Origin of the sequence: Ensifer sesbaniae (assembly GCF_013283665.1) — a bacterium.
GTDB classification, from domain to species: Bacteria; Pseudomonadota; Alphaproteobacteria; order Rhizobiales; family Rhizobiaceae; genus Ensifer; species Ensifer sesbaniae.
Genome location: NZ_JABEKU010000001.1, coordinates 3,513,670 through 3,531,465 on the forward strand (window position 1 = coordinate 3,513,670; position 17,796 = coordinate 3,531,465).

Genomic DNA, 17,796 nt, shown 5'->3' on the forward strand with positions numbered 1-17,796 from the left:
GACATGAGCAAGTACTGGTCGCCGATCGTCTCCAAGCTGAAACCCTATATTCCGGGCGAGCAGCCGCGCGTCGCCAATCTGGCGAAGCTCAACACCAATGAATGCCCCTACGGGCCGTCGGAGAAGGTGCTCGACGCGGTCGCGGCGGCAGCAAGCGCCGACCTCCGGCTCTATCCGGATCCGCTGGCGCGGAAGCTCCGAGTGGCGATCGCCGCGCGCTTCGGCGTTTCGGCCGAGGAAGTTTTCGTCGGCAACGGCTCGGACGAGGTGCTGGCACATATCTTCGCCGGCCTGCTCAAGCACGACGCACCGCTGCTTTATCCGGACATCTCCTATAGCTTCTATTCGACCTATGCGCGGCTCTTCGAGATCGACGCGGTCGAGGTTCCGCTGAACGACCGCTTCGAGATCGATCTCGCCGATTATGATCGCCCCTGTGGCGCGATCATCCTGCCGAACCCGAACGCGCCGACCGGCATCGCACTCCCGCTCTCGGATATAGAGCGGCTCGTCGCGAGCCACCCGGATCAGCCCGTCGTCATCGACGAGGCCTATGTCGACTTCGGCGGCCAGTCGGTAGCGGAGCTGGTTTCGAAATACGAGAACCTGCTGGTCGTCCAGACCTTTTCCAAGTCGCGCGCGCTTGCGGGCCTGCGCGTCGGCTTCGCCATCGGCCAGCGGCCGCTGATCGAGGCGCTGGAAAGGGTGAAGGACAGCTTCAACTCCTATCCGCTCGGCCGCCCGGCACAGGCCGGTGCCATCGCCGCGATCGAGGACGAAGCCTGGTTCGAGGAGACGCGGGGAAAGATCATCGCCTCGCGCGAACGCCTCACCGCAGATCTCGCCCAGCGTGGTTTCGAGGTGCTGCCGTCATCGGCAAACTTCGTTTTCGCGCGCCACCCCGGCCACAACGGCGAAACGCTGATGAAGGCGCTGCGTGAACGCGCCGTTCTGGTGCGCCACTTCGCCAAGCCGCGCATCGGCGATTTCCTGCGCATCACCATCGGCACCGACGCGGAATGTGTGCGGCTCGTCGAGGCACTCGACGAGATCCTCTGAGATCTTGTCTCGGTGACATTTCCCCGTTTCAAACAGGCGATGGACTGATCTAGCCTCCGGCGACCGAGCCGGAGCTTTTTCGCATGTTCGACCCGACGCCCTATCTGCCGCAGTTGCTCATCGCCTGGACCGCCTATTTGATCGGGACCGCCTCACCGGGACCGGCGATCCTGGCGATCATCACCACCTCGGTCAGCCAGGGGCGCAAGGCCGGCCTGGCGCTTGCCTTCGGCGTGCTCACCGGAAGCTACACCTGGGCGATGCTGACAGCGTCGGGCCTCTCGGCGCTGATCCGCGCCTATGGCCAGGCGATCATCGTCCTGAAGATTGCCGGCGCCTGTTATCTCTTCTGGCTCGCCTATAACGCTCTGCGCGGCGCCATGCGCAGCGACAGGGGCGCGATCATGCCGGCGGCGAAGGTACAGACATCGTTGAAGCGGCTCTATCTCAAGGGGCTCGGCATCCACCTGACCAATCCGAAGGCGATCTTCTCCTGGATCATGCTGGTCTCGCTCGGCATGCCCGCGGGGGCGCCCGTCGGCATCACCGCCACCTTCATAGGCGGCTGCATGGTCCTCGGCCTGATGACCTTCTGCGGCTTCGCGATCGTGTTCTCGCTTTCGCCGGTGCACCGCGCCTATCTGAGATCCAAGCGGCTGATCGAAAGCCTGATGGCCGGCTTCTTCGCCTTTGCGGGGCTGAAATTGCTGACGTCGCGGCTTTAACTCCGAGGCCGTCCGGCGTCGGATTACCCCGAGCGAGCCCGTTTATTCGGCGGCCGCCTGGCCGCGGCCATAACGCTTCTCGATATAGTCGGAAACGAGCGTCTCGAAGTCGGCGGCAATGTTCGGACCGCGCAGCGTCATTGCCTTCTGGCCATCGATGAACACGGGCGCGGCCGGCATTTCGCCGGTGCCGGGGAGCGAGATGCCGATATCGGCATGTTTGCTTTCACCGGGACCGTTGACGATGCAGCCCATGACCGCGACCTTCAGGCCCTCGACGCCGGGATATTTCTCGCGCCAGACCGGCATGTTGCGGCGGATGTCGTCCTGGATCTTCTGGGCGAGTTCCTGGAACACGGTCGACGTCGTGCGTCCGCAGCCGGGACACGCGGCAACGACGGGAATGAATTGGCGGAAGCCCATGACCTGCAGTAGTTCCTGCGCCACCTGCACCTCGCGGGTGCGGTCGCCGCCGGGTTCCGGCGTCAGCGAAATGCGGATCGTGTCGCCGATGCCCTGCTGCATCAGGATGCCAAGCGAGGCAGAGGAGGCGACGATGCCCTTGGTGCCCATGCCGGCCTCGGTGAGGCCGAGATGCAGCGCGTGGTCGGAGCGGGCCGACAGCATGGCGTAGACGGCGATCAGATCCTGAACGCCGGAAACCTTGGCAGAGAGAATGATGCGGTTGCGCGGCAGGCCGATTTCCTCGGCAAGATCGGCCGACAGCAGCGCCGATTGCACGATCGTTTCGCGCGTCACCTGCTGGGCTGTCAGCGGAAAGCCGTTCGCCTGGTTCTCGTCCATCATCCGCGTCAGGAGTTCCTGGTCGAGCGAGCCCCAGTTGACGCCGATGCGCACTGGTTTGTCGTAGCGGATCGCCATCTCGACGATCTCGGCGAACTGCTTGTCCTTCTTGTCCTTGAAGCCGACATTGCCCGGATTGATGCGGTACTTCGCCAGCGCCTCGGCGCAGGCCGGATGATCGGCAAGCAGCTTGTGGCCGATGTAGTGGAAGTCACCGACGAGCGGCACGTCGAGACCGAGGCGCTCGAGCCGCTCGCGGATCTTCGGCACCGCGGCAGCACTTTCGTCGCGGTCGACGGTGATGCGCACCAGTTCCGAGCCGGCCTTGTGGAGAGCGGCCACCTGGGCCACGGTCGCATCGATATCGGCCGTGTCGGTGTTGGTCATCGACTGAACCACGACCGGTGCGCCGCCCCCGACGATGACACCGCCGACATCGACGGCAACGGAGGCACGGCGGGGCTGCGGTTCGAAATCGAAGGCGGAAGACATGAAGGCCTCTTCGTGGGTCATCTCAGGCGGAGCGGGTCGCGTACGGATACCGCAACGCTTTCCCTAATCAAGCTCCGGCTTTTCGCCCATCAGGTGGATGAGGAAAGCCTGCTTGTCAACGGCGACATCATGCCCTGACGGCGATTTGATGGCGGCCTTGCGCAGAACACGCTCGTCCGTGGCTCAATGGATCATTAGTGCCCTTTGGCGTGATCGGCGTGCGCGGCATTGTGCGATAGCAGCAGCACGACGATGAAGAGCAGCGGCACCGAGGTGAAGACGATGGCAAAGCCCGTGTGCTCGCCGACGAAACCAATCACCGACGGCGCGAACAGCATGCCCGAATAGCCCATGAAGGTCGCGACCGAGAGACCGATGCCCGGCTGCAGGCCCGGCATGTTGCCGGCGGCCGAAAAGGCGATCGGGACCATGTTTGAAATGCCGATACCGGCGATGGCGAAGCCGAGAATGGCGATGTAGGCGTTCGGCGCCATGCCCGCGAGGATCATGCCGATGAGCGCGGTCACCGTGCAGATGCGCAAGGTTCGCTTGGCGCCGAAACGATCGCGGACAAGGTCGCCGGCAAAACGCATGGTTGCCATGGTGGCGGAGAAGGCGGCGAAGCCGAAGCCGGAGAGCTCCACCGAGGCGCCGAGCTCGTTGCGCAGATAGAGCGCGCCCCAATCGAGAACCGTGCCCTCCGGCACCATCGAGAACAGCGCCATGATACCGATCAGCCAGGGAAGCGGCGTCATCGGCAGGCGCAGTTTTTCCTTCGCAGCGGCCGGATGCGGCTTGTCGGCAAGGATCATCGGCCAGGCAATCGCGATCAGCGTCAGGCAGATCAGTGTGACGACGAAGACATGTGGCAGCACGCCGAAATGCGCCATCAGGAAACCGCCGATGCCGGCGCCGATCAGGCCGCCAAGGCTCCAATAGGCATGGCAGGAGGACATGATCGCCCGGCGCATCGACTTTTCGACCTCGACGGCATTGGCGTTCATGGCGACGTCCATGGCTCCGACGAAACCGCCAAGCACGAACATGCCGATGGCCGCCATCCAGACGTTCGGAACGAGCGTAAGGAGCAAAAGCAAGGGTGACAGGATAATCGCCGTGACCTTCACCACCTTCTGCGAGCCGACGCGAGCGATGTAGCCACCGGCAATCGGCATCAGCACCAACGAGCCGATGCCGAACATCAGGATCAGGAGGCCGAGCACGCTTTCACTGATGCCGAGCCGGTCCTTGAACTCGGGGATCTTCGGCGCCCAGCTGCCGGTGACGAAGCCGTTCATCAGGAAGAGCAGCGAAACGGCCAGCCGGTTGCGGGTCATGTAGCCCTGACGGACGGTCGCGGTGGGAGAACGTTGGTCCATGGTCTTGCCTCAGTGCCGGACCGTCCGGCTCAAACTGTGATTTCGATCAGATTGCCATCGGGGTCACACAGAACCGCCTCGTAGAAGCCGTCGCCGGTCCAGCGCGGCTTTGCCACCAACAGGCCCTGGGCTTCAGCGCGCGCGGCCATGGCATCGACCGCCTGCTCGCTGCCGAGTGAAAGCGCCACATGGGCAAGGCCCGTGCGCTCTTCCTTGGGATCGCCCGGCGCAACCCAGGGGCCCTCCATGATCTCGATCGTCGGTCCGGCGCCGAGCGTCAGGAAGCGCGAACGAAAGCCCGGCCGCCGCCGACTTTCATAGACATCTCCGACCTCGGCCCCGAAGAACGTCGACCAGAAGCCGACGATCGCATCGAGGTCCCGGGTCCACAGCGCCACATGGGCGATCGTCATCATCGGGTTCCTCCGGCCATCCTGACGTCCGCGCCCATCGCCTCGAATGCAGCACGGTGTTCCGCTGGAGCGTCTCCCTCCAGCACCAACGCCACCCTGTCGTCGATGTCGACGATCCCGTGCGCGGCCGCCGTCCCGAGTTTGTCGCTGGTTATGGCGACCACGAGGCGCCGGCTGCGCGACGCGATCAGCCGCTTGAATTCCGCGTCTTCGAAATGGATCGCCGTCAGGCCCGCCGCGGCATCGGCGCCGCAGGTGCCGAGGAAGCAGAGATCGGGTCTGAGCAATTCCGCATCGCGCTGTGCCCGCGCGCTGACCGCCGCACCGACCGCCCGGTTGAGCGGCCCACCCAGCAAGATGAGGTCGACGCCTGCTTTTTCCATCAGCGCCGCGGCAATCAGCGGCGTATTGGTGACGACGGTGACCGGCAGGTCCGGCTCGATCAGTTGCGCGATGGCGAGGTTGGTCGACCCCGCATCGAGAAACACGGTCATGCCCGGCTCGATCATACCGACGGCCGCGCGGGCGAGCGCTGCCTTGCGCTCCGGCGCCATGGCAATGCGCTCGCTCAGGGTGGAGTTCGCTGCGGGAACGACCGGAAGCGCGCCGCCATAGACCCGCTCGCAAAGGCCCGCCGCCGCCATTTCCCTGAGGTCGCGGCGGATCGTGTCCTCGGAGACGTTGAACTCGGCAGCAAGATCGGCCGCCAGAACCCGGCCGTGGGCTTTCAGCCGTTCCTGGATCAGCGTCTTTCGCTCACGAAGTAGGAGTTCGCCTGACATTTCATCAATCGTGCATAAACGTGCATGAATCGCTACAAATGTGCATACCGACTTTTGAAACCGATTTCAAGTGCGCAAGACAGTCAAATCAGAATGGGTTGGGATTTCCGGAAAACCGTGCCTTCTGCGCCCAGCCAGCGCCGTTTTGAGGAAAAATCTTCATCAAAACGCTCGGGAATTGGTGTTTTATATGCTCAGATCGCTGATCTTTTATGCGATTGTCCGCTCAATCCGGACGACGGGCCGGACCAGAAAGAAGATGGAAAATCACGATGAAACTCCTCCCCACGCTGTTTGCCGCTGCTCTGATGCAGGTTGCCGCCCTTGCTTCCGCCGAAGCCGGTGAGAACCTCAATGCGATCAAGTCTGCCGGTGTGCTGAAGATCGGCACTGAGGGCACCTACGCTCCCTTCACCTATCACGACGCCTCCGGCGCGCTCGTCGGCTTCGACGTCGAGGTCGGCCAGGCGGTGGCCGAAAAGCTCGGCGTCAAGGCTGAATTCCTCGAAGGCAAGTGGGATGGCCTGATCGCCGGCCTCGATGCCAACCGCTACGACACGGTCATCAACCAGGTCGGCATCACCGAGGAGCGCAAGAAGAAATACGACTTCTCCGAGCCCTACATCGCCTCGAAGGCCGTGCTGATCGTCAAGAGCGACAACGAAGAGATCAAGGACTTCGCCGATCTCAAGGGCAAGAAGGCGGCCCAGTCGCTGACCAGCAACTTCGGCAAGCTTGCGACCGCGTCCGGCGCCGAACTCGTCGGCACCGATGGCTTCGACCAGTCGATCCAGCTCGTGCTGACCGGCCGCGCCGATGCGACAATCAACGACAGCCTCTCCTTCCTCGACTTCAAGAAGAAGAAGCCCGATGCACCGGTGAAGATTGCTGCCGAGCAGGCCGATGCCGACTTCTCCGGCATCATCATCCGCAAGGGCGAGCCGGAGCTTCTGGAAGCGATCAACAAGGCGCTCGTCGAGATCAAGGCAGACGGCACCTACGACAAGATCTCGCAGAAGTACTTCGGCGCCGACGTCTCGAAGTAACGTCTGACAGACCTTCCGGCCGGTTTCTCCGCCGGCCGAACTCGGCTATGAAAAGCGATCCGTTCCGGACCCCGGGGCGGATCGCGCTTTTTGAAAGGCCCGCCCTTGACCACCTGGCTCCCACTGATGCTGGAATCTCTGCCGTCCCTGCTCTGGGCCGGCCTGACCTTTACCATCCCGCTGACCCTGCTTTCCTTCATTTTCGGTCTGATCCTCGGCCTCGTCACGGCCGTGGCCCGTCTCTTCGGGCCGGCACCGGTTTCCTTGATCGCCCGCTTTTACGTCTGGGTGATCCGGGGCACGCCGTTGCTCGTCCAGCTCTTCGTGATCTTCTACGGGCTCCCCAGCGCCGGCATCCTGCTCGATGCCTTCACCGCCGCCCTCATCGGCTTCTCCTTGAACGTCGGCGCCTATTCGTCCGAAGTCATTCGCGCCGTCATCTCGTCGGTGCCGCGCGGGCAATGGGAAGCGGCCTACTCCATCGGCATGAGTTGGAGCCAGGCGATGCGCCGCACCATCCTGCCGCAGGCGACCCGCGTCGCCGTGCCGCCCTTGTCGAACACCTTCATCTCGCTGGTGAAGGACACGTCGCTTGCCGCGGCGATTACCGTGCCGGAGATGTTCCAGACCGCGCAGCGCATCGTCGCCACCACTTACGAGCCGCTGATCCTCTATATCGAGGCGGCGCTGATCTATCTTGCCATGAGCTCCGTGCTCTCCGCCCTGCAAGTGCGGCTGGAGCGCCGTTTCGCCCGCTATGGCGGCTTTCTGGAGGCACGCGCATGATCGAGCTCTCCCATATCGAAAAGCGCTTCGGCGACAATCTCGTGCTGAAGGATATCTCCGTGACGCTCGCCGAAGGCACGGTGACGGCGCTGGTCGGCCCGTCCGGCGGCGGCAAGAGCACACTGCTGCGCTGCATCAATCTCTTGGAGACCCCGACCTCCGGTTCGATCCGCCTCGGCGACGAGAGGATCGAGTTCTCTCCCGGCCACAAGATCGGCTGGGCGGCGACCCAGCGGCTGCGTCGGCAGACCGGCATGGTATTCCAGAATTTCCAGCTCTTTCCGCACCAGACTGCCCTCGGCAACGTCATGGAGGGCCTCGTCACCGTGCTGAAATGGCCGATCGAAAGGGCGAAGGCGCGCGCGATGGAACTCTTGGAAAAGGTCGGCATGGCGCACAAGGCCAATGCCTGGCCGGCGACGCTTTCGGGCGGCCAGCAGCAACGTGTCGCGATCGCCCGCGCGCTTGCACCTTCGCCGCGCGTGCTGCTTTGCGACGAGCCGACCTCCGCGCTCGACCCGGAACTGGCGGAGGAAGTCGTCGAGGTCCTGAACCGGCTTGCCCGCGAGGGCACGACCATGGTGATGGCCACCCACGACCTCAGGCTTGCCTCGCGCGTCGCCGACAAGGTGATCTTCCTCGACGGCGGCGTCATCGTCGAAAGCGGTGCGCCGAAGACAATCTTCACGGCCCCCGAACGCGAACGCACCAAGAAGTTCATCGCCTCGCTCAGCGCCCCACACGATTACGAGATTTGACGGCAGGGTCAGGCGACTGGTTTGCCCGGTCACGTCCGGTCGCAGGAGAAAAGCGGCATCCCTCTCGATCGTCATCCTCGGGCTTGATGTTCAGTCCGGAGAGATGGCCGAGCCGACCACTTCGACAGCAACCTCGCAAAAACAAAAAACGGCCGGGCAAAAACCCGGCCGTTTCTGTTTACAGGAGCAGAAGCCCTCAGGCGTCGAAGACGATCAGCAGGTCCTTGGCGTCGATCTGGTCGCCGGCGCGCACCAGCACTTCGGCGATCGTGCCGTCCTTCTCGGCGTGCAACGCCGTCTCCATCTTCATCGCCTCGATCGAGAGCAGCACGTCGCCGGCCTTGACCGCCTGGCCGGCGCTGACGGCAACGGTCGAGATGACGCCCGGCATCGGCGCGCCGAGATGGGCTGCATTGCCGCCCTCGGCCTTGCGGCGAACGGCGCTGGCGGCACTGCGGTTGCGGTCCGGTACCTTGATCAGGCGCGGCTGGCCGTTCAGTTCGAAGAACACCTTGACCATGCCCTTCTCGTCCGGCTCGCTCTTCGCCTGGTGCAGGATTACCAGCGACTTGCCCTTCTCGATCTCCGGCTGCAACTCCTCGCCCGGCGCGAGCCCGTAGAAATAGGCGGGGGTCGGCAGGACGCTGACCGGACCGTAGGTGTCGGCGGCGACCGCATAGTCGGTGAAGACCTTCGGATACATCAGGTAGGAAGCGAACTCGAAGTCGTCGACCTTGCGCTCGAGCTTGTCCTCGATTGCCTTGCGCTCCGCATCGAGATCGGCCGGCGGCAGCAGCGAGCCCGGAACGGCGGTATAGGGCTTCTCACCCTTCAGCGCCTTCTTCTGCAGCGCTTCCGGCCAGCCGCCCGGGGGCTGGCCGAGATCGCCCTTCAGCATCGAGACGACCGAATCCGGGAAGGCGATGTCCTTCGCCGGGTTCTCGACGTCGGCGACGGTCAGGTCCTGGGAGACCATCATCAGCGCCATGTCGCCGACGACCTTCGAGGACGGCGTCACCTTGACGATGTCGCCGAACATCTGGTTGGCGTCGGCATAGGCCTGGGCGACACGGTGCCACTTGGTTTCGAGGCCGAGCGAACGCGCCTGCTCCTTGAGGTTGGTGAACTGGCCGCCCGGCATTTCGTGCAGGTACACTTCCGATGCCGGTCCCTTGAGGTCGCTTTCGAAGGCGGCGTACTGGTAACGCACCGCTTCCCAATAGAAGGAAATGCGACGGATCCATTCGGGGTCGAGCCCCGGATCACGCTCCGAGCCGCGAAGCGCCTCGACGATCGAGCCGAGGCAGGGCTGCGAGGTGTTGCCGGACAAGGCGTCCATCGCCGCATCGACCACGTCGACACCGGTTTCGACGGCAGCAAGGACGGTCGCGGCCGCGATGCCCGAGGTGTCGTGCGTATGGAAATGAATCGGCAGATCCGTCGCCTCGCGCAGCGCCTTGAAGAGCACACGCGCGGCCGCCGGCTTCAACAGGCCCGCCATGTCCTTGACGGCGATCATGTGCGCGCCGGCCTTTTCGAGCTCGGCCGCCAGCGCCGTGTAATACTTGAGATCGTATTTCGGGCGCGCCGAGTTCAGGATATCGCCGGTGTAGCAGATCGCCGCTTCGCAGATGCGGTTCTCTTCGGCAACGGCCTCCATCGACACCCGCATGTTGTCGACCCAGTTGAGGCAGTCGAAGACGCGGAAGACGTCGATGCCGCCCTTCGCCGCCTGGCGCACGAAGTATTTGACGACATTGTCCGGGTAATTCTTGTAGCCGACGCCGTTGGCACCGCGCAGAAGCATTTGCAGCAGCAGGTTCGGCGCGTCCTCGCGAATGCGGGCGAGGCGATCCCAGGGATCTTCGGTGAGGAAGCGCATGGAAACGTCGAAGGTCGCACCGCCCCAGCATTCCAGCGAGAAGAGCTGCGGCAGCGCGCGGGCATAGGTACCGGCGACACGGGCGATGTCGTGGGTGCGCATGCGGGTCGCAAGCAGCGACTGGTGACCGTCGCGCATTGTCGTATCGGTCAGGAACACCCGGCTTTCACCGCGCACCCACTCGGCGAACTTCTTCGGGCCGAGTTCGTCGAGCTTCTGCTTGGTACCGGCGGGAATTTCGCCTTGGATGAACGGCACGACGGGCTTGGCCGCGTCCGCCGGCGGCTTCGGGCGGCCCTTTGCCTCCGGATGGCCGTTGACCGTGACGTCGGCCAGATAGGTCAAGAGCTTCGTCGCGCGGTCCTGGCGCTTCACCTGCTGGAACAGTTCCGGCGTCGTGTCGATGAAGCGGGTCGTGTAGGTGTTATTGCGGAACTGCTCGTGGCCGATGATCGCCTCGAGGAAGGTGAGGTTGGTCGCCACACCGCGGATGCGGAATTCGCGCAGCGCCCGGTCCATGCGGCTGATCGCTTCCGCCGGCGTGCTGCCGGATGCCGTGACCTTGACCAGCAGCGGATCGTAGTAGCGGGTGATGTAGGCGCCGGTATAGGCCGTGCCGCCGTCGAGACGGATGCCGAAGCCGGCCGCCGAACGATAGCCGGTGATGCGGCCATAGTCCGGGATGAAGTTCTGCTCCGGATCTTCGGTGGTGATGCGGCACTGCAGCGCGTGGCCGTTGAGGTGGATGTCCGCCTGGTCAGGTACGCCCGATGCCGGTGTACCGATCGCCTCGCCGTCGAGGATGTGGATCTGCGCCTTGACGATGTCGATGCCGGTCACCACTTCGGTGACGGTGTGTTCGACCTGGATGCGCGGGTTCACCTCGATGAAGTAGAACTTGCCGGTGTCGGCATCCATCAGATACTCGACCGTGCCGGCGCCGACATAGTTGGTCGCACGCGCGATCTTCAGCGAATAATTGGCAAGCTCCTGACGCTGCGCGTCGGAGAGATAGGGCGCCGGCGCGCGCTCGACGACCTTCTGGTTGCGACGCTGGATCGAGCAGTCGCGCTCGAAGAGATGCACGACATTGCCGTGGGTATCACCGAGGATCTGGCTTTCGACGTGGCGGGCGCGCTCGACCAGCTTTTCGAGATAGACCTCGTCCTTGCCGAAGGCGGCCTTCGCCTCGCGCTTGGCTTCGGTTACCTCGCGGATCAGGTCCTTCGGGTCGCGGATGGCGCGCATGCCGCGGCCGCCGCCGCCCCAGGAGGCCTTGAGCATGACCGGATAGCCGATCTCGGCGGCAAGACGGTGGATTTCCTTTTCGTCGTCCGGCAGCGGATCGGTGGCCGGCACGACGGGCACGCCGACGGAAATGGCGAGGTTGCGCGCGGCGACCTTGTTGCCGAGCTGGCGCATCGTCTCCGGCCGCGGGCCGATGAAGGTGATGCCGGCGGCGTCACAGGCATCGACGAATTCCGGGCTTTCCGAAAGCAGGCCGTAGCCCGGATGGATGGCATCGGCGCCGGAAAGCTTGGCGACGCGGATCACCTCGTCGATCGACAGGTAGCTTTCGATCGGACCGAGGTCACGGGCAAGGTGCGGGCCGCGGCCGATCTGATAACTTTCGTCCGCCTTGAAGCGGTGCAGCGCCAGTTTGTCCTCTTCTGCCCATATCGCGACCGTTTTCAGACCGAGTTCGTTTGCAGCGCGGAAAACGCGGATGGCAATTTCAGAACGGTTGGCAACAAGGATCTTCGAGATAGGCAAGTCGGTCTCCTCAATGACTTGAAATTGCGGGAAATGCTGCACCCGCGAAATAAAGTATTAGCGAGTCACCGAGCAGAGCGCAATTTCAGATGCGACAGGAAACCGAACGCCTTTGACTTTACGAGATCAGCCCGAGCCGGAAGGCGATCGCCACGACGTGATGACGGTTCTTGCCCTTCAGTTTCTCCTGGATACCGTTCATGTACCAGTCGACCGTGTGGCTCGATATGTCGAGCACCTTGCCGATGTCGTTCGAGGTCATGCCGTCGGCGAGATAGTTCAGCGCTTCCATTTCGCGCCGCGTCATCTGTACCTCGACGCGCGAGCCGAGCTCGGCCGAGACCTCGGGATCGGACAGCTCCAGCAGCTTCCAGAACAGCCGCTTGGCGATGGCATCGAACAGGCTGATCTCGACGGGGCTCAGTTCGACGACACGACCACCGACCGTCAGGTTGCCGAGCAGGCCGCGCCGGCCGTGCACCGGGAAGATATAGCCATCGTAGAGACCGTGGTTGCGGGCCTCGATCATCATGCTTTCCATGCGCTTGCGATGCGGATCGGAGCGGAAGGCAAACAGCGTGTCGCGCCAGCGAAAGCCTCGCTGCGCATGGCCGAGATAGCGGATGGTCGGATCGATCACCACGAATTTCTTGCGGATATAGATCTGCGGCCAGCCTTCCGGCCAGCGACCGGCGAGCAGCAGCCGCAGCGGATTGTCATGCGGCTTCGGTTGCCGGACGACGCCGTAGTAGTCGAAGCCGCAGCGATCGAGCAGGCGCTCGAATTCCGGAATGATTTCCTCGCGAGTCTTCATCTCCTCCAGAAGCGCGAGAAACTGTACGAGCAGCGTAATGTTCATGGATCACCTTCCAGGTAGATGCATATGGTCGCATTTCCGAATCCGGACATAAAGGCACCGTTCAGCGACCATTCATGTTGCACCCGCGATAATCCGTCATACCACGCCCGGTCTTATGCGAAATATGCAAGAAATCGGAGTTGGCACGATAGATAGCAGACTATGAATATTCTCGCCAAGCTTCGGTTACGAGCGAAACGGGAAAACGAGTGGCTGTCCATATGTCCGGCTACGGCCTCCCTTGCCGCCTAAGACCGTCTCAGCGCGGCCCCGAATGTACTGCGGTGGACCAAGGCCCGCCAACCGTACATCGAGGACGCGGGTGCATCCGCCGCGGAAAGTCTGCGGCACCAAATCCGGTACCCGGAAGGGGTGAGACAGTGTCATTGTTCCAAGTGTATGCAAGAGCGCTCCAGTATCTTGCGGCTCACAAGTTTCGTGTCTCGGCGATCGTCCTCGCCAACGTCGTTCTGGCCATCATCACGATTGCCGAACCGGTCCTGTTCGGGCGCATCATCGACGCCATTTCGTCAAAGGGCGAAGTCACGCCCATGCTGCTCATGTGGGCAGGTCTCGGCGTGTTCAACACCGTCGCCTTCGTGCTTGTCGCCCGCGAGGCCGACCGGCTGGCCCATGGCCGCCGCGCCACGCTGCTGACGGAAGCCTTCGGCCGTATCGTTTCCATGCCGCTCGCATGGCATAGCCAGCGCGGCACGTCCAACGCGCTGCACACGCTGCTGCGCGCCTGCGAAACCCTCTTCGGCCTCTGGCTCGAATTCATGCGCCAGCACCTGGCGACTGCCGTGGCGCTCATGCTGCTCGTTCCGACCGCCTTTTCAATGGATGTGCGCCTCTCGCTCGTGCTCGTCGTGCTCGGCGCGCTCTACGTGCTGATCAGCAAGGTTGTCATGGCCCGCACCAAGGAAGGCCAGGCCTCGGTCGAGAACCATTACCATACGGTCTTCTCCCACGTCTCCGACGCCATCAGCAACGTCTCGGTCGTGCACAGCTACAACCGCATCGAGGCTGAAACCCGCGAACTGAAGAAGTTCACCGAGCGGTTGATCTCCGCCCAGTTCCCGGTGCTCGACTGGTGGGCGCTGGCGAGCGCGCTGAACCGCGTCGCCTCCACCATTTCGATGATGGCGATCCTCGTCATCGGTACCGTGCTGGTACAGCGCGGCGAGCTCGGCGTCGGCGAAGTCATCGCCTTCATCGGCTTTGCCAACCTGCTGATCGGCCGTCTCGACCAGATGAAGGCCTTCGTGACGCAGATCTTCGAAGCCCGCGCCAAGCTCGAGGACTTCTTCAACCTCGAAGACGCCGTCCGCGAACGCGACGAGCCGGCGGGTGCGACCGAACTGCCGCCCGTCGTCGGTGAAGTCGAGTTCCGCAACGTCTCCTTCGACTTTGCCAACACGAACCAGGGCGTGCACAACGTCTCCTTCACCGCCAAGGCTGGCCAGACGGTCGCCATCGTCGGCCCGACGGGGGCCGGCAAGACGACCCTCGTCAACCTGCTGCAGCGCGTCCACGACCCGCGTGACGGCCAGATCCTGATCGACGGCAACGATATCTCGAAGGTCACGCGCAAGTCGCTGCGCCGCTCGATCGCCACAGTCTTCCAGGATGCGGGCCTGATGAACCGCTCGATCCAGGACAACATTCGCCTCGGCCGTGACGACGCAACGATCGAGGAAGTCATGGCGGCGGCCGAAGCCGCAGCCGCATGCGACTTCATCGAAAGCCGGACCAATGGTTACGATACGGTCGTCGGCGAGCGCGGCAACCGCCTGTCGGGCGGCGAACGCCAGCGTGTGGCGATTGCCCGCGCCATCCTCAAGAATGCGCCGATTCTGGTGCTCGACGAGGCGACCAGTGCGCTCGACGTCGAAACCGAAGCACGCGTCAAGGATGCGATCGATGCGCTGCGCAAGAACCGCACGACCTTCATCATCGCTCACCGCCTGTCGACGGTGCGCGAGGCCGACCTGGTGATCTTCATGGATCAGGGCCGGATCGTCGAAATGGGCGGCTTCAACGAGCTCAGCCAGAGCAACGGCCGCTTTGCAGCCCTGCTGCGCGCCAGCGGCATCCTGACGGACGAAGACGTCCGCATGAGCCATACGGCCGCGTAAGGCGCAAGGCGCTGCAGATGATACGAAAGCCCCGGGATAACCCCGGGGTTTTTTTGTGGAAGGCCGTCACGACGGACGACGCAAATTCGCGCGCGCCCGATCGACTTCGGATCGCATGACGCAATCCTCCGCATGGTCGTTGACCAGGCCCATCGCCTGCATGAAAGCATAGACGGTGATGGGGCCGACGAATTTCCAGCCTCGCCTGCGCAGCTCCTTCGACAATGCCTCCGAGGCAGGTGAGGTCGAGCGGCTTTGCGGCCGCGCCTCGTCATCGACCGGCTCGAACCGCCAGACGAATGCTGCAAGCGAGCCCTCAGCCTCGACCAGCTCGCAGGCGCGTCGTGCATTATTGATGACAGCCTCGATCTTGCCGCGGTGCCGGACGATACCTGCATCCGCCATCAACCGCGTTACATCGGCCTCATCGAACAGTGCCACTTTGCGGAAATCGAAGCCGGCGAAAGCGGCCCGGAAACTCTCACGTTTGGCGAGGATGGTGCGCCAGCTCAGGCCCGATTGGAAGCTTTCGAGGCAAAGCTTCTCGAACAACCTGATGTCGTCCACGACCGGAACGCCCCATTCCTTGTCATGGTAGTCGAGAAACTCGGGCGCTGCGATACACCAGCGGCACCGAAGACGGCCGTCCAGCCCCATAACGCTGCCGCTCATGCCGGCGCCTTCAGGAAATCAAGAGCAGCAACGGTCCGGGTCGATTTCGTAGGTTTCAACGGTTACGATCCCTTGGACGACGAACGGGTCGGCCGCTATGCGCGCGTCATAGGCCGCCCGGCTTTCCTGATGAGCGAGAATCGCGCCCCCAGCAGCCTGCTGCAGAGATCCCACGCAAAGGAACACGCCATCGGCGAAACCGCGTGCGATCCACTCATTGTGCGCCGCCATGAATTCGGGCGCAGCGGCGCGGTTTTCCGCGAATTTCAGGAAGGTAACGAACATCGGTGCTCCTTGGTCAAACGGGGTGGGAAAGGCTCGTCGCGTTCGCCATCCAGCGCTCGATCCCGGCGACTTCGCTGCAAATGAATGCCTCGTCGCGGAAAGCGGTTGCCATGACGGCCACGCCCTGCGACCACGCGAGCAGATGCAGCGCCAGCGCCTCCGCCTGGTCGCCGGCACCGAGGGCATGAAACTGTCCGGCGAGCCAGTCGCGGAACAGGCCGAGGATTTCGGTCGCCCGCTTCTGCGCCGCGTGATCAAGTTTGGCGAGCTCGGAGCAAAGCGTCCCGACCGGGCAGCCAAAGGCCATGATCTTCGCCCGGTTGGCAATCAGCATGTGGATGAAGGAGAGGATACGCTCGCGCGGGCCTTCCCCCTCGGCTTGCCAGCCATCGAGCATCGCGCGTGTGCGCTCCATGCGAAGGACGATCACCGCATCGAGTATGTCGTCCTTGGTCTTGAAGTGATGATAGAAATTCCCGCGCGAGATGCCTACCGCGGTCGCAATGTCGGCAAAGGATGTGGCCTCGAATCCACCTTCGTAAAAGAGGGCATCCGCCTTTTCGATGATCAGGTTGCGAGTGGATGCTATTGGCATGGATGTGCGACGTTCCGTTCGGCCGGAATTATTAGGACATTTGTCCTAGGGCGTCAATATGGGGCTCGAACAGGTCGCAGGCGCCGGGTCATTGGTCACTGCATGTCCTTCGCTTCGCGGCCGACGCCATGAGGCGTCGGCGCGGGAAGAGCGGCGCGGACAGCGGCGGTGAACGGTCACGTCGCCCGCAGCGGCCTCGCCGTGGCAATGCCGCGCAGCCATTCGAGATAATAGCCATAGGCGAAATGCAGCCCGATGCCAACGAGCACGAACAAGCTGCCGAAGATCGGATTTCGCCCGGTGACGAACAGCAGCACCTGGCCGGACATCGCCAGAATCGTACCGAAGATGAAGATCGGCAGCGAATGCCGCCCGACCACGGCGAGCGGATGATCGCTGTCGAGTTTGGCAAGGTTGCTGATCCGAGGCGTCACGGCGATGACATAGGCGAGCGCCAGCACATGCAGCAACCGCGGTCCCGACAGGAAGGTCTTGTCGAAGCCGGTGAGCACCGCTGGAAGACCGAAGGAGAGGTCTATGCTCCAGAAGGAGAACAGTACCCAGACAGCCGAGACCGCGAGATAGGCGCAGCAAAGGACGAACAGCCAGCGCCATCGCGGCAGCGTTCCACCGCCACGCACGAAGGTCATCAGGACGATGCCGATGACGAACAGGAACTGCCAGGACCAGGGATTGAGGAACCAATAGCCTTCGTCAAGGAAGTTCGACGGCACGAATTTGAAGATGCCTGCGGCCAGCCACAGGGCGGCCGACAGCAATAGCAGCAGTTTCTTGCTGACGCCGTTCAGCCAGAGGATTCCCGGCAGCATCAAGAACAGCGCCGCATACATAGACAGGATGTTGTTGTAGCCGAGCTGGTGTCCCAAGAGCACCATGGCGACGATGCCCTGCTCGGTCTGCTCCACCATCGGACGGATATTGATCTCGCCGATCAAGTCCTGCCGGCCGAAATAGATCGCACCGCCGGCGAAGATCGCCAGCGTCACGATGCTGGTCATGATGTGGGCGATGTAAAGCGCCAGCGCCCGCCGCCAGATTTTCAGCGTCGTCGCCAGCCGTCCGCCGGCGGCGAATTTTCCGCCATAGGCGATCCCGACCGACAGGCCGGAGATCAGTACGAAGGCTTCGGCGGAATCGGAAAAGCCGAAGTTCTTGTGCGTCAGATATTCGAGATACTGTCCCGGAACGTGGTTGACGAAGATCGTCAGCAGACACAGCGCCCTGAACACGTCGAGGCGTGTGTCACGCTCCTTGGGAACCATTCGGACGGACGTCGGGGTGACGCCATCCTGAAATGTCTTTTGCAGCATGCGCTCCGTTTTCCAGG

17 protein-coding genes are annotated in these 17,796 nt (G+C 63.1%); 7 read left to right on the forward strand and 10 right to left on the reverse strand.

Features of this window, described 5'->3' with window-relative positions; all coding sequences use genetic code 11:
• Positions 1–3 precede the first annotated feature (3 nt).
• Both hisC and BHMPCIPO_RS17145 read left to right on the forward strand, forming a co-directional pair.
• On the forward strand, positions 4–1,059 hold the full coding sequence (hisC, locus tag BHMPCIPO_RS17140) for a histidinol-phosphate transaminase (protein WP_173517877.1): 1,056 nt from the start codon (positions 4–6) through the stop codon (positions 1,057–1,059).
• Between the two features lie 83 nt (positions 1,060–1,142).
• Positions 1,143–1,784 (forward strand): LysE family translocator, encoded by a 642-nt coding sequence (locus BHMPCIPO_RS17145; protein WP_173517878.1) that lies wholly within the window; start codon positions 1,143–1,145, stop codon positions 1,782–1,784.
• Between the two features lie 42 nt (positions 1,785–1,826).
• Here BHMPCIPO_RS17145 and ispG read toward each other — a convergent pair whose 3' ends face one another.
• The 4 genes from ispG to BHMPCIPO_RS17165 all read right to left on the reverse strand — a co-directional run bounded on the left by ispG (position 1,827) and on the right by BHMPCIPO_RS17165 (position 5,654).
• A complete protein-coding gene (gene ispG / locus BHMPCIPO_RS17150; protein ID WP_173517879.1) occupies positions 1,827–3,080 on the reverse strand; it encodes a flavodoxin-dependent (E)-4-hydroxy-3-methylbut-2-enyl-diphosphate synthase in 1,254 nt (417 codons plus the stop codon).
• A gap of 194 nt (positions 3,081–3,274) precedes the next feature.
• Entirely contained in the window at positions 3,275–4,459 is a 1,185-nt protein-coding gene (locus BHMPCIPO_RS17155; protein WP_173517880.1) for an MFS transporter, read from the reverse strand.
• Positions 4,460–4,488: 29 nt separating this feature from the next.
• Positions 4,489–4,875: a VOC family protein gene (locus BHMPCIPO_RS17160; RefSeq protein ID WP_246304339.1), complete on the reverse strand. Its 387-nt coding sequence runs from the start codon at positions 4,873–4,875 to the stop codon at positions 4,489–4,491.
• Positions 4,872–5,654, reverse strand: coding sequence for a DeoR/GlpR family DNA-binding transcription regulator (locus tag BHMPCIPO_RS17165; protein WP_173517881.1), 783 nt, complete (start codon positions 5,652–5,654; stop codon positions 4,872–4,874). Before BHMPCIPO_RS17165 ends, BHMPCIPO_RS17160 begins: the two co-directional genes overlap by 4 nt.
• A 24-nt stretch (positions 5,655–5,678) precedes the next feature.
• Here BHMPCIPO_RS17165 and BHMPCIPO_RS17170 point away from each other — a divergent pair, with 24 nt between their 5' ends.
• From BHMPCIPO_RS17170 to BHMPCIPO_RS17185, 4 genes are all read left to right on the forward strand, one after another.
• Positions 5,679–5,930, forward strand: coding sequence for a hypothetical protein (locus tag BHMPCIPO_RS17170; RefSeq protein WP_173517882.1), 252 nt, complete (start codon positions 5,679–5,681; stop codon positions 5,928–5,930).
• Complete coding sequence (locus tag BHMPCIPO_RS17175) at positions 5,927–6,700, forward strand: amino acid ABC transporter substrate-binding protein (RefSeq protein WP_173517883.1); 774 nt, start codon at positions 5,927–5,929, stop codon at positions 6,698–6,700. Before BHMPCIPO_RS17170 ends, BHMPCIPO_RS17175 begins: the two co-directional genes overlap by 4 nt.
• 105 nt (positions 6,701–6,805) lie before the next feature.
• A complete protein-coding gene (locus BHMPCIPO_RS17180; RefSeq protein WP_173517884.1) occupies positions 6,806–7,486 on the forward strand; it encodes an amino acid ABC transporter permease in 681 nt (226 codons plus the stop codon).
• Positions 7,483–8,244: an amino acid ABC transporter ATP-binding protein gene (locus BHMPCIPO_RS17185; RefSeq protein WP_173517885.1), complete on the forward strand. Its 762-nt coding sequence runs from the start codon at positions 7,483–7,485 to the stop codon at positions 8,242–8,244. Before BHMPCIPO_RS17180 ends, BHMPCIPO_RS17185 begins: the two co-directional genes overlap by 4 nt.
• Before the next feature lie 196 nt (positions 8,245–8,440).
• Here BHMPCIPO_RS17185 and pyc read toward each other — a convergent pair whose 3' ends face one another.
• Entirely contained in the window at positions 8,441–11,899 is a 3,459-nt protein-coding gene (gene pyc / locus BHMPCIPO_RS17190) for a pyruvate carboxylase (protein ID WP_173517886.1), read from the reverse strand.
• Positions 11,900–12,017: 118 nt separating this feature from the next.
• Entirely contained in the window at positions 12,018–12,758 is a 741-nt protein-coding gene (locus BHMPCIPO_RS17195; RefSeq protein ID WP_173517887.1) for a helix-turn-helix transcriptional regulator, read from the reverse strand.
• 380 nt (positions 12,759–13,138) lie between these two features.
• On the opposite strand from BHMPCIPO_RS17195, the gene BHMPCIPO_RS17200 reads away from it, so the two are divergent.
• Positions 13,139–14,896 carry a glucan ABC transporter ATP-binding protein/ permease gene (locus BHMPCIPO_RS17200; RefSeq protein ID WP_173517888.1) on the forward strand — a complete coding sequence of 586 codons (1,758 nt, stop codon included), beginning with the start codon at positions 13,139–13,141 and terminating at the stop codon, positions 14,894–14,896.
• A gap of 66 nt (positions 14,897–14,962) precedes the next feature.
• On the opposite strand, the gene BHMPCIPO_RS17205 is transcribed toward BHMPCIPO_RS17200, so the two are convergent.
• The 4 genes from BHMPCIPO_RS17205 to BHMPCIPO_RS17220 form a co-directional block, all read right to left on the reverse strand.
• The gene (locus tag BHMPCIPO_RS17205; protein WP_173517889.1) at positions 14,963–15,568 is read right to left on the reverse strand and encodes a DNA-3-methyladenine glycosylase I; all 606 of its coding nucleotides are present in this window, start codon (positions 15,566–15,568) and stop codon (positions 14,963–14,965) included.
• A gap of 18 nt (positions 15,569–15,586) precedes the next feature.
• A complete protein-coding gene (locus tag BHMPCIPO_RS17210; RefSeq protein WP_173517890.1) occupies positions 15,587–15,853 on the reverse strand; it encodes a YciI family protein in 267 nt (88 codons plus the stop codon).
• A gap of 13 nt (positions 15,854–15,866) precedes the next feature.
• Entirely contained in the window at positions 15,867–16,448 is a 582-nt protein-coding gene (locus tag BHMPCIPO_RS17215) for a TetR/AcrR family transcriptional regulator (protein WP_173517891.1), read from the reverse strand.
• Between the two features lie 176 nt (positions 16,449–16,624).
• On the reverse strand, positions 16,625–17,779 hold the full coding sequence (locus BHMPCIPO_RS17220; RefSeq protein WP_173517892.1) for an OpgC family protein: 1,155 nt from the start codon (positions 17,777–17,779) through the stop codon (positions 16,625–16,627).
• Positions 17,780–17,796 lie beyond the last annotated feature (17 nt).

Bases quoted from the DNA above. Each gene is read 5' to 3' on its own strand.
- BHMPCIPO_RS17170 (WP_173517882.1), top strand. From the start codon at position 5,679: ATGAATCGCTACAAATGTGCATACCGACTTTTGAAACCGATTTCAAGT.
- BHMPCIPO_RS17165 (WP_173517881.1), bottom strand. From the start codon at position 5,654: ATGTCAGGCGAACTCCTACTTCGTGAGCGAAAGACGCTGATCCAGGAA.
- BHMPCIPO_RS17160 (WP_246304339.1), bottom strand. From the start codon at position 4,875: ATGATGACGATCGCCCATGTGGCGCTGTGGACCCGGGACCTCGATGCG.
- BHMPCIPO_RS17155 (WP_173517880.1), bottom strand. From the start codon at position 4,459: ATGGACCAACGTTCTCCCACCGCGACCGTCCGTCAGGGCTACATGACC.
- BHMPCIPO_RS17195 (WP_173517887.1), bottom strand. From the start codon at position 12,758: ATGAACATTACGCTGCTCGTACAGTTTCTCGCGCTTCTGGAGGAGATG.
- ispG (WP_173517879.1), bottom strand. From the start codon at position 3,080: ATGTCTTCCGCCTTCGATTTCGAACCGCAGCCCCGCCGTGCCTCCGTT.
- BHMPCIPO_RS17215 (WP_173517891.1), bottom strand. From the start codon at position 16,448: ATGCCAATAGCATCCACTCGCAACCTGATCATCGAAAAGGCGGATGCC.
- hisC (WP_173517877.1), top strand. From the start codon at position 4: ATGAGCAAGTACTGGTCGCCGATCGTCTCCAAGCTGAAACCCTATATT.
- BHMPCIPO_RS17175 (WP_173517883.1), top strand. From the start codon at position 5,927: ATGAAACTCCTCCCCACGCTGTTTGCCGCTGCTCTGATGCAGGTTGCC.
- BHMPCIPO_RS17220 (WP_173517892.1), bottom strand. From the start codon at position 17,779: ATGCTGCAAAAGACATTTCAGGATGGCGTCACCCCGACGTCCGTCCGA.
- BHMPCIPO_RS17145 (WP_173517878.1), top strand. From the start codon at position 1,143: ATGTTCGACCCGACGCCCTATCTGCCGCAGTTGCTCATCGCCTGGACC.
- BHMPCIPO_RS17210 (WP_173517890.1), bottom strand. From the start codon at position 15,853: ATGTTCGTTACCTTCCTGAAATTCGCGGAAAACCGCGCCGCTGCGCCC.
- BHMPCIPO_RS17205 (WP_173517889.1), bottom strand. From the start codon at position 15,568: ATGAGCGGCAGCGTTATGGGGCTGGACGGCCGTCTTCGGTGCCGCTGG.
- BHMPCIPO_RS17185 (WP_173517885.1), top strand. From the start codon at position 7,483: ATGATCGAGCTCTCCCATATCGAAAAGCGCTTCGGCGACAATCTCGTG.